This window comes from Streptomyces sp. NPDC060194, from assembly GCF_042728285.1.
GTDB lineage: Bacteria > Actinomycetota > Actinomycetes > Streptomycetales > Streptomycetaceae > Streptomyces.
Genome location: NZ_JBHWZH010000182.1, coordinates 1 through 10179, shown reverse-complemented (window position 1 = coordinate 10179; position 10179 = coordinate 1). Strand labels below are relative to the sequence as shown.

The following is a 10179-nucleotide window of genomic DNA, read 5'->3' as shown; positions in this document are numbered from 1 at the left end:
ACCGGAGACCTTCCGGTGGCCGGGTCGTGCCGCTCAGCCGGTCGCGACCGGCACCTGCGCGGCCACCAGACCGGTCAGCCGGGTCGTGCGCTCCTTGCCGTGCGGTCCCGCCACCGCCCGGGGCAGCGCCTGGTCTACCCCGTGCACCACCGACAGGTGCCGCTCCCCGCGGCCGAACGCCGTGTACACCCACGACCGGGTCAGCGCCGGCGCCGTGTCGCCCGGCAGGACGACGACCGCGGCGGGCCAGCGCCGCCCGACCGCCTGGTGGGCCGTCATCGCCCAGCCGTGCCGCACCTGCCGCTCGACCGCCTCGCGCGGCACCAGGACCGGATCGCCCCCGCAGTCCAGCCGCAGCCCCGCCGGGTCCGCGCCGACGACCGTGCCGGGGAACGCCCGGCCCGTGGCGGGGGAGTACACGACCCGGTCGCCGGGGTCGAAGCCGCCGAACCGTCCCGGGCCGGGGTTGAGCCGCTCCTTGAGCGCGGCGTTCAGCGCCCGCGTGCCGGCCGCCCCGCCGTGGCCCGGGGTGACCACCTGCGTCTGCTCGGCGGGCACGCCGATCGCGCGCGGCACGGAGTCCGCAACCAGCTGCACGGTGCGGTGCACGGCCTCGCCCGGGTCGCGGGCGGGCACGATCACCACCTCCTTGCCGGGGGCCTCGACCTGTTCGAGCTCGCCGATCCCGATGCCGGACAGCAGCTCGCCGATCGGCCCCGGGTCGGGCGTCCGGGAGACGACCAGCGGGCAGACGCGGGCGGCGGCCAGGTCGGCGAAGACCCGCCCCGCGCCCGCCGACCACAGCACGGCCGGGTCGCCGCTGAGGACGAGCCGGGCGCCGTCGGGGAGCGACTCGGCGAGCAGCGCCGCCGTCTCCACGTCGAGGGCGGGCGCGTCGAGGACCACGAGGAGGTCGAGGGCGAAGGCGCCCTCGGCGTCCCGGCCGGGGCCCTCGGAACCGTCGAGCAGCCCGGCGACGGTGACGGCGGTCTCCGGCGGGCCGTCGAGGAGCGCGGCCGCGCGGCGGCGGCCGTCGGCCGTGTGCGCGGCCACCGACACCCGCAGGCCGTGCTTCAGGGCGGCGGCCGCCAGTGCCGCCGGTTCGGCCGTCGCGGCCTCGCCGCCGGAGTGCAGGACGAGCCCGTGCCCGGCGGCCGCGCGGATCAGCTCGGTCGCGGAGCCCCTCGCCCCGGCGGCCCAGGCGTCGGCGTCGGGGGCCGGACCGTCGTCCCTGGCGGGGGCGTTGAGCAGCCGGCCGAGGGCGTCGGCGAGGCTCTCCTCGGCGAGGGCGTAGCGTTCGAGGCCGATCAGGAGCGGCACCCGGGGGGCGTCAGCCGCGGCATCGGTGTCATCCGCGTCCCCCGTCCCGCCCGCCTCGGCGTCGTCCCCGGACGCCGCCTCGTCCGGCAGTCCGCCCTCCTGGAAGACGAGGACCTCGCCCTCCTCGATCGCGCTCCGCAACGCGTCCTCCGCGTCGGGGACGCCCTGCCGGGCGAGGGCCGCGGTCAGGCGTGACGCCTCCAGCACGGTGTGCCCCTCCAGGGCGGCCCGCTCCAGGAGCCAACCGGTCAGGGCCCGCCCGCGCCGCTCGTCGCCCGGCCCGACCGCGTCCCCGAGCAGCGCGCGCGCGAACCCGTCGGCCTGCTCGGGCCGAACGCCGGGCACGGCGAGCAGCCGCCAGGGGTCCGCGCGCAGCGCGTCCTCGGCGTGCTCGCCGAGCACCTCCGCGACCTGCGGGGCCAGCGCCTCCGGCGCCCCGCCGGCGGTGAGCACGGCGCGTACGGCGTCGATCCGCTCGGCGGCCGGCGGTTCCGGGCGGTGCTCGGGTCGCGGCACGCGCGGGCGGGCGGGGGCCTCGGGCCGCGCGGGGCGGCGGGGTTCGGGGGCCGGGGCGGGCGAGTCGAAGAACTGCGGGGACGGCTTCTCGCCGCTCTCCACCGCGCGCACGGCGGCCAGCAGGTCGGCGGCCTTGCCGCTGAGCTTGGCGCCGGCGTCGACCGGGCCCTCCCGCTCGGCCTTCCGCCGGGCGATCCGCTCCCGCAGCTCGCGCTGCGCGGCCAGCTCGGCGGCGGCCTCGGTCTGCTCGGGAGTGGCCTGCTCGGAGGCGGTCCCGGCTTCGGGGGCCGCCTGGGCGTCCGGGCTGCCGGGGTTCCCGCCCCCGTCGCCGTCCCCCGTCTCGCCGTCAGCCGCGTCGCCGTCGGCCGTGTCGCCGTCCGGCTCGCCCGCCTCCGCCCCCGCGGGCTCCACGACGGGCTCCGCGACCGGCTCCGGTCCGTCCCCGGCGCGCGCCGCGCCCCCGGGGGCGGTCCCGTCGGCGACCGTCGGCCCGTTGTCCTCGGCGGCGGAATCCGTGTTCACAGCGTGCTCCAGTCCTGATCCGGATAGCGATGCAGGGGCGCCGACACGTCGTCGAGCGCTTGGCAGATCTCGTCCGGAAGCGTAAGGGTCTCCACTGACAACGCCGCCAGGAGCTGCGAGGTGTTGCGCGGACCGATCACCGGCGCCGCCACGCCCGGCCGGTCCCGGATCCAGGCCAGGGCGACCTGCAGCGGGGTCGCCGCGAGCCCGTCGGCGGCCGTCGCCACCGCGTCGACGATCCGCCCGGCGGTGTCGTCCAGGTAGGGCGCGACGAACGGCGCCAGGTGGTCGGAGCCGCCCCGCGAGTCGGACGGGGTGCCGCCGCGGTACTTGCCGGTCAGCACGCCGCGCCCGAGCGGCGAGGACGGCAGCAGCCCGACGCCCAGGTCCAGCGCGGCGGGCAGCACCTCGCGCTCGACGCCCCGCTGGAGCAGCGAGTACTCCATCTGCGTGCTCGCCAGCCGGGTGCGCGCCCCCGGCGCGGCGAGCTGCCAGGCGGCGGCCTTCGCCAGCTGCCAGCCGCAGTACCCCGCGACGCCCGCGTACCGCGCCCGGCCGCTGCTGACGGCCAGGTCGAGGGCCTGGAGGGTCTCCTCCAGCGGGGTGTCGAAGTCCCAGGCGTGCACCTGCCACAGGTCGACGTGGTCGGTGCCCAGCCGCTTCAGCGAGGCGTCGAGCGCGCCGAGCAGATGGCCGCGCGAGGCGTCGACGCGGCGGTCGGGATCGGGGACGCTGCCCGCCTTGGTCGCGATGACGAGGTCCTCGCGCGCGACGAGCCCCTCCATGAGCCGGCCCAGCAGGTACTCCGCGTCGCCGTCCCCGTAGACGTCGGCGGTGTCGACGAGGGTGCCGCCGGCCTCCCAGAAGGTCTTCAGCAACTCGGCCGCGTCGTGCTCGTCCGTGCCGCGCCCCCAGGTCAGCGTGCCGAGCCCGATCCGGGACACGCGCAGGCCGGTACGGCCGAGATGCCTCTGCTCCATGGGACGGGAGAGTACTGGCCACGGCCTCGCACAGGGGCGGGTCCGCCCCGGACCCGCCCCTGTCGGAACGTCCCGGGGCGCGTTAGGGTCCCCCTGACAGGGACGTTACTGATCGGTAAGGGGACGGCCATGCGGCTCGGCATCAACCTCGGCTACTGGGGCATGGGAATGGACGGCGACAACCTCGCCGTCGCCAAGGAGGCCGACCGGCTCGGCTACGACGTCTGCTGGGCCGCCGAGGCCTACGGCTCCGACGCGCCCACCATCCTGTCCTGGGTCGCCGCGCAGACCGAGCGGATCGACGTCGGCTCCGCCATCCTCCAGATCCCCGCCCGCCAGCCGGCGATGACCGCCATGACGGCCGCGACCCTCGACTCGCTGTCCGGCGGCCGCTTCCGCCTCGGCCTCGGCGTCTCGGGCCCGCAGGTCTCCGAGGGCTGGTACGGCGTGAAGTTCGACAAGCCGCTCGCCCGCACCCGCGAGTACGTCGAGATCGTCCGCAAGGCCATGTCCCGCGAGCGGCTCACCTACGACGGCGACCACTGGACGCTGCCGCTGCCCGGCGGCCCGGGCAAGCCGCTGAAGCTCACCGTGCACCCCGAGCGCGAGCACATCCCGGTCTACATCGCCGCCATCGGCCCGAAGAACCTGGAGCAGACCGGCGAGATCGCCGACGGCGCGCTGCTGATCTTCCCCTCGGCCGAGCACCTGGCGGAGACCGCGATCGCCCCGATCCGCGCGGGCCGCGAGAAGGCCGGCCTCACCATGGACGGCTTCGACGTCTGCCCCACCCTGCCGATCGCCGTCGGCGACGACGTGACCGGGCTCGCCGACTTCTTCCGCCCCTACACCGCCCTCTACATCGGCGGCATGGGCAGCGCCAGGCAGAACTTCTACAACCAGCTCGCCCAGCGCATGGGCTACGAGAAGGCGGCCGCCGAGATCCAGGAGAAGTACCTGGCCGGCGACAAGAACGGCGCCGCGGCCGCCGTGCCCCACCAGCTCATCGACCAGACCTCGCTGCTCGGATCCGTCGACCGGATCGCGGACCGGATGCAGGCCTACGCGGCGGCCGGCGTCACCACGCTCACGCTGTCCCCGGCGGGCTTCACCCTGGAGGAGCGGGTGACTGCGCTGCGGGCCGGTACGGAGGCGCTGGAGCGGGCCGGACTGGCCTAGGGGAGAGGGCCCGAGGGGACCCGGAGAAGTTCTGCGGCCGTGGTGGGGGCTCGGGGGTCTTCCCCGCCACGGCCGTCTCCCTACCAACGCGCCGGACGCCCGGTGGTTACGCACCGGAGGTGTTGCCTCACCCGCCGTGTGGCATTTGACTCGTTCCGACGGGGCGAGTCCGACACGACCGGCGTACGGAGGCAGCAGTGAAGAAGCTCTCGGCGAAGAGTGTGTTCCAGGAGATCATCGACGACGACGAGTCGTTCCGGCTGTTCTGCTCGATCGCGGCGGGCGGCGAGGCCCAGGGCGGCTGGGAGAACGCCCGCATCGCCGCCCTCGTCCCCGAGGGGCTCCGCCACCTCGCGCCCAAGATCACGCGGCACGGCGCCGACGAGGACAAGCACGGGCGGATCTTCAACGCGCTGCTCAAGAAGCGCGGCCTCGAACCCGTCGAGGTCCCCGACGACACCGACTACACGATGCTCCTGGAGCGCCAGGGCATCGGCCTCGCCCACGACCGGCTCCGGGACGACCGGCCGCTCTCCGAGCAGGACGTCATCACCTATCTGGCCCACAGCCGGGTCACCGAACAGCGCGCCTCGGAACAGATGCGGCTGCTCATGAGGTACTTCGGCGACGACCCCGAGATCGGCCGCGCCGTGCGCATGATCTCCGCGGACGAGGACAACCACCTCGCCTACTGCAACGAGGAGCTGCTGCGGCTGGCCGCCGAGGGCCACGGCCGGGCCATCCAGAGCACCCTCCAGCTCAGCGTCGCGCACGAGATCCGCGTCTACCGGGACGTCAGCCTCGCCGTCATGGACCGCATGGGGCGGATCCTCGGCTGGTCGAGGGCCAAGGCCGCGCTGCTCGCCGCGGGCATCCACGGGGTGTACACCTACGAGCGGGTCGTGGGCCGGTGGCGGATGGTCCGCCTGGAGCAGCCCGAGCGGCGCGACGCGCTCGGCGGGCCGGCGACGACGGTCGCGGAGGCGGTCTGAGGGGAAGCGCCGGGTCCCGGGGGGGCTCCAGGAGCGGGCCGCGCTCCCGGAGCCGCCCTACAGCCAGCCGCGCTTCTTGAACGTCCGGTACAGCCAGACGACCGCGCCCGCCATCAGCGCGATCACCACCGGATAGCTGAACGTCCACGTCAGCTCCGGCATGTGCTCGAAGTTCATGCCGTAGATCCCCGCGACCATCGTCGGGACCGCGGCCATCGCCGCCCACGCCGAGATCTTCCGCATGTCGTCGTTCTGCCGCACGCCCATCTGCGCCAGATGCGCCGACAGGATGTCGGACAGCAGCCGGTCCAGGCCGTCCACCTGCTCGTTCACCCGGATCAGGTGGTCCTGGACGTCCCGGAAGAATGGCTGCGCCCGCTCGCTCACGAACGGCACGCCCGCGCCCGCGAGCCGGGACATCGGCTGGGCGAGCGGGCCGGTGGCCCGGCGGAACTCCAGGACCTGCCGCTTGAAGGTGTAGATCTTGGACGCGGTGTTGGTGCTCCCGCTGCCCTGCGGGGCGAACACCTCGGCCTCCAGTTCCTCCAGGTCCACCTGCAGCTCGCCGGCGACGTCGACGTAGTGGTCCACCACGGCGTCGCACACGGCGTACAGGACCGAGGTCGGGCCCTGGACGAGCACCTCGGGGTCGGCCTCCAGGTGCCTGCGGACCTCCTTGAGCGGGGCGCCCTCGCCGTGCCGCACGGTCACCACGAACGAGTCGCCGACGAAGACCATCAGCTCGCCCGCGCTGACCGTGTCGCTCTCCTGCTCGTAGAGGATCGGCTTCAGCACCATGAACAGCGAGTCGTCGTAGACCTCCAGCTTCGGCCGCTGGTGGGCCTTGAGGGCGTCCTCCACGGCCAGCGGGTGCAGCGAGAACTCCTCCGTGACGAGGTCGAACTCCTTCTCCGTCGGCTCGTGCAGTCCGATCCAGAGGAACGCGTCGCCGCTGGACCTGGCCTGGTCCAGGGCGTCCGAGAAGTCGGCCGGGCCCTCCGTCCGGTGGCCGTTCTTGTAGATGGCGCTGTCGACGATCACGCGTGCAGTCTTCCCTCACTGGTCTCGGGGCGCACCCTTTAGGGTGGCGGGCATGCCCACCCTGATCCTCGTACGGCACGGACGTTCCACCGCCAACACCGCCGGGCTCCTCGCCGGGTGGACGCCCGGGGTCGCCCTCGACGAGCGGGGCGGGACCCAGGCGGCGGCACTGCCGGGCCGCCTGGAGGGGCTGCCACTGGCCGCTGCTGTCTCCAGTCCCCTGCAACGCTGCCGGGAAACCCTCGCCCCGCTGACCGAGGCCCGTCCCGAGCTGCCGCTGCACACCGACGACCGGATCGGGGAGTGCCACTACGGCGACTGGTCGGGCCGCAAGCTCGCCGAGCTGGCCGGGCAGCCGCTCATGGAGGTCGTCCAGCAGCACCCCTCCGCCGCCGCCTTCCCCGGCGGGGAGTCGATGCGGGCCATGCAGGCCCGCGCGGTCGACGCCGTCCGCGAGTGGAACGACCGGATCGCCCGCGACCACGGCGAGGACGCCGTCTACCTGATGTGCTCGCACGGCGACATCATCAAGTCGCTCGTCGCCGACGCGCTCGGCATGCACCTGGACCTGTTCCAGCGGGTCTCCGTGGAGCCCTGCTCGGTGACCGCGATCCGCTACACCCGGCTGCGCCCCTACCTGCTGCGGCTCGGCGACACCGGAAGCCTCGCGTCCCTGGCCCCGACGACGCCGGACGGCTCGGGCGAGGGACAGATCGGCGGCGGCGCGGGCGGGGAGGACGGCGCGGGCGCGCGATGATCTCCCCGCGCAGTAGGGTGGTCGGGCCGAAGGCCCCTCCGCCCGCATCGCCGACATCAAGGGAGAGCAGGACGTGTCCCGTCAGGTGTTCCTCTACGACCCGCCGGAACGTTTCGTGGCCGGCACGGTCGGGCTGCCGGGCCGCCGCACCTTCTTCCTCCAGGCCACGGCCGGCCCCCGGGTGACGAGCGTCTCCCTGGAGAAGTCCCAGGTGGCCGCGCTCGCCGAGCGCATGGACGAACTCCTCGACGAGGTCGTCCGGCGCAGCGGCGGCACCGCCCCGGTCCCCGCCGTCCCGCCGTCCGAGATCAGCGACACCGCCCCGCTCGACGCCCCCGTCGAGGAGGAGTTCCGGGTCGGCACCATGGCGCTCGCCTGGGACGGCGACGAGCAGCGCATGATCGTCGAGGCGCAGGCGCTGGTCGAGCTGGAGGCCGACGGCGAGGAGGAGCTCGCCGAGGCCGAGGAGCGGCTGCTCCAGGACGACGAGAACGGCCCCCCGATGCTCCGCGTCCGGCTCACCGGCTCCCAGGCCCGGGCGTTCGCCAAGCGGGCGCTCGACGTCGTCAACGCCGGCCGCCCGCCGTGCCCGCTGTGCAGTCTGCCGCTCGACCCGGAGGGACACGTATGTCCGCGACAGAACGGATACCGGCGCGGAGCGTGAGAGCCGAATCCCCGGCCGGCGCGCCCGCCGGCGTCGACCTGCTCGCCCGGGGCGAGCTCACCGTCCGCGGGCAGATCAGGGACGCCTCCAACGCCGTGCTCCTGTGCGACGTCGCCCTGGCGGGCGTGAGCGCGGCCTGCGTCTACAAGCCGGTCGCCGGCGAGCAGCCGCTGTGGGACTTCCCCGACGGCACCCTCGCCCAGCGCGAGGTCGCCGCCTACGAGGTCTCCGAGGCCACCGGCTGGGGCCTGGTCCCGCCGACCGTGCTCCGTGAAGGACCCTACGGGCAGGGCATGGTCCAGCTGTGGATCGAGGCCGACGCCGGGGCCGCGCTGCTCGACCTCGTCGACGGTGAGGAGCCGGGGGAGGGCTGGAAGGCGATCGGCCTCGCCGACGTCGGCGAGGGGCGGACCGCGCTGCTCGTCCACGCCGACGACGAGCGCCTGCGCCGGCTCGCCGTGCTCGACGCCGTCATCAACAACGGCGACCGCAAGGGCGGCCACCTGCTGCCCGCCGGCGACGGGCGGCTCTACGGCATCGACCACGGCGTCACCTTCAACGCCGACGACAAGCTGCGCACCCTGCTGTGGGGCTGGGCGGGCGAGCCGCTGACCGCCGAGGCGCTCGCCGTCCTCGCCGACCTGGAGGCGTCGCTGCGGGACGGCCGCCCGCTCGCCACCCGGTTGGCGGAACTCGTCACCGCGGCCGAGCTGGACGCGGTACGCGCCCGGGTGGCCGGGATGCGCGCCTCGGGCCGGCATCCGGTGCCCTCGGGGCAGTGGCCGCCGATCCCCTGGCCGCCGGTCTGACGGATCCTCGCGCCGCAGGTGGGAGGCAGTGCACGGCGTCGCGCGAAGCGCAAGAGCGCGTCTTCGGCCAAGATCCTTGATCCGGTTCGTATCCGGACACCGCGTCCGGTTACGCTCATGCCATGCATGCCTGGCCCGCTTCCGAGGTTCCCGCCCTGCCCGGCAAGGGCCGCGACCTCGAGATCCACGACACCGCGACCGGGGAGAAGGTCCTTCTCGCCCCCGGCCCCGTCGCCCGCATCTACGTCTGCGGCATCACGCCCTACGACGCGACCCACATGGGTCACGCGGCGACCTACAACGCGTTCGACCTCGTCCAGCGCGTGTGGCTCGACACCAAGCGGCAGGTCCACTACGTGCAGAACGTGACCGACGTGGACGACCCGCTCCTGGAGCGCGCGATCCGCGACGGCATCGACTGGGTCGGGCTCGCCGAGCGCGAGACCGCCCTGTTCCGCGAGGACATGACGGCCCTGCGCATGCTCCCCCCGCAGCACTACATCGGCGCGGTCGAGGCGATACCCGGCATCGTCCCCCTGGTGGAGCGGCTGCGCGACATGGGCGCGGCCTACGAGCTGGAGGGCGACGTCTACTTCTCCGTCGAGGCCGACCCGCACTTCGGCGAGGTCTCGAACCTCGACGCCGAGGCCATGCGGCTGCTCTCCGCCGAGCGCGGCGGCGACCCCGACCGGGTCGGCAAGAAGAACCCGCTCGACCCGATGCTCTGGACGGCCGCCCGCGAGGGCGAGCCGAGCTGGGACGGCCGCTCGCTCGGCCCCGGCCGCCCCGGCTGGCACATCGAGTGCGTCGCGATCGCCCTCGACCACCTCGGCATGGGCTTCGACGTGCAGGGCGGCGGCTCCGACCTCGTCTTCCCGCACCACGAGATGGGCGCCTCGCACGCCCAGGCGCTCACCGGCGAGCACCCCTTCGCCAAGGCCTACGTCCACGCCGGCATGGTCGGCCTCGACGGCGAGAAGATGTCGAAGTCCAAGGGCAACCTGGTCTTCGTCTCGCAGCTGCGCCGCGACGGCGTCGACCCGGCGGCCGTACGGCTCACCCTCCTCGCGCACCACTACCGCTCGGACTGGGAGTGGACCGACCAGGTCCTCTCCGACGCCACCCGGCGGCTCGCCCGCTGGCGCGCCGCCGTCTCCCGCCCCGACGGCCCGTCGGCCGAGGCCCTGGTCGAGGAGATCCGCGCGGCCCTCGCCGACGACCTGAACGCCCCCGAGGCGCTCGCCGCGGTCGACCGCTGGGCCGAGCGCCAGCGCACCGAGGGCGGCACGGACGAGGGCGCCCCCGGCGTCGTCTCCCGCGCCGTCGACGCGCTGCTCGGCGTCGCCCTCTGACATCCCCACCCGACCCGTGACGGGGCGCCGCCCGGAGAGATCCGGAC

Annotated in this window: 9 protein-coding genes; 6 read left to right on the top strand and 3 right to left on the bottom strand. The window is 74.6% G+C overall.

The genetic code is table 11. The features are described 5' to 3' along the window. Positions 1-33: 33 nt before the first annotated feature. Positions 34-2358, bottom strand: a complete 2325-nt coding sequence (locus ACFWEG_RS26335; protein WP_387219871.1) for a helix-hairpin-helix domain-containing protein — start codon at positions 2356-2358, stop codon at positions 34-36. Beyond that, positions 2355-3338 carry an aldo/keto reductase gene (locus tag ACFWEG_RS26330; protein ID WP_387219869.1) on the bottom strand — a complete coding sequence of 328 codons (984 nt, stop codon included), beginning with the start codon at positions 3336-3338 and terminating at the stop codon, positions 2355-2357. Before ACFWEG_RS26330 ends, ACFWEG_RS26335 begins: the two co-directional genes overlap by 4 nt. Before the next feature lie 129 nt (positions 3339-3467). Between ACFWEG_RS26330 and ACFWEG_RS26325 the strand changes: the two genes are divergently transcribed. Then, positions 3468-4517 carry an LLM class F420-dependent oxidoreductase gene (locus ACFWEG_RS26325; protein ID WP_387219867.1) on the top strand — a complete coding sequence of 350 codons (1050 nt, stop codon included), beginning with the start codon at positions 3468-3470 and terminating at the stop codon, positions 4515-4517. 197 nt (positions 4518-4714) lie between these two features. Further along, positions 4715-5509 (top strand): ferritin-like domain-containing protein, encoded by a 795-nt coding sequence (locus tag ACFWEG_RS26320; protein WP_387219864.1) that lies wholly within the window; start codon positions 4715-4717, stop codon positions 5507-5509. Between the two features lie 57 nt (positions 5510-5566). Here the strand turns inward: ACFWEG_RS26320 and corA are convergent, their stop codons facing one another. Next, complete coding sequence (gene corA / locus ACFWEG_RS26315) at positions 5567-6550, bottom strand: magnesium/cobalt transporter CorA (RefSeq protein WP_387219861.1); 984 nt, start codon at positions 6548-6550, stop codon at positions 5567-5569. Between the two features lie 52 nt (positions 6551-6602). Between corA and ACFWEG_RS26310 the strand changes: the two genes are divergently transcribed. From ACFWEG_RS26310 to mshC, 4 genes are all read left to right on the top strand, one after another. After that, positions 6603-7307, top strand: a complete 705-nt coding sequence (locus ACFWEG_RS26310) for a histidine phosphatase family protein (RefSeq protein ID WP_387219858.1) — start codon at positions 6603-6605, stop codon at positions 7305-7307. A 73-nt stretch (positions 7308-7380) separates the two neighbouring features. Beyond that, a complete protein-coding gene (locus ACFWEG_RS26305; RefSeq protein WP_387219856.1) occupies positions 7381-7971 on the top strand; it encodes a DUF3090 domain-containing protein in 591 nt (196 codons plus the stop codon). Then, entirely contained in the window at positions 7935-8780 is an 846-nt protein-coding gene (locus ACFWEG_RS26300) for an SCO1664 family protein (protein WP_387219854.1), read from the top strand. The genes ACFWEG_RS26305 and ACFWEG_RS26300 overlap by 37 nt, the downstream gene beginning before the upstream one ends. Before the next feature lie 122 nt (positions 8781-8902). Beyond that, a complete protein-coding gene (mshC, locus tag ACFWEG_RS26295) occupies positions 8903-10132 on the top strand; it encodes a cysteine--1-D-myo-inosityl 2-amino-2-deoxy-alpha-D-glucopyranoside ligase (RefSeq protein WP_387219851.1) in 1230 nt (409 codons plus the stop codon). Positions 10133-10179 lie beyond the last annotated feature (47 nt).

Coding starts and splice junctions, on each gene's coding strand:
- ACFWEG_RS26310 (WP_387219858.1), top strand. CDS start 6,603: ATGCCCACCCTGATCCTCGTACGGCACGGACGTTCCACCGCCAACACC.
- mshC (WP_387219851.1), top strand. CDS start 8,903: ATGCATGCCTGGCCCGCTTCCGAGGTTCCCGCCCTGCCCGGCAAGGGC.
- ACFWEG_RS26300 (WP_387219854.1), top strand. CDS start 7,935: ATGTCCGCGACAGAACGGATACCGGCGCGGAGCGTGAGAGCCGAATCC.
- ACFWEG_RS26330 (WP_387219869.1), bottom strand. CDS start 3,338: ATGGAGCAGAGGCATCTCGGCCGTACCGGCCTGCGCGTGTCCCGGATC.
- ACFWEG_RS26325 (WP_387219867.1), top strand. CDS start 3,468: ATGCGGCTCGGCATCAACCTCGGCTACTGGGGCATGGGAATGGACGGC.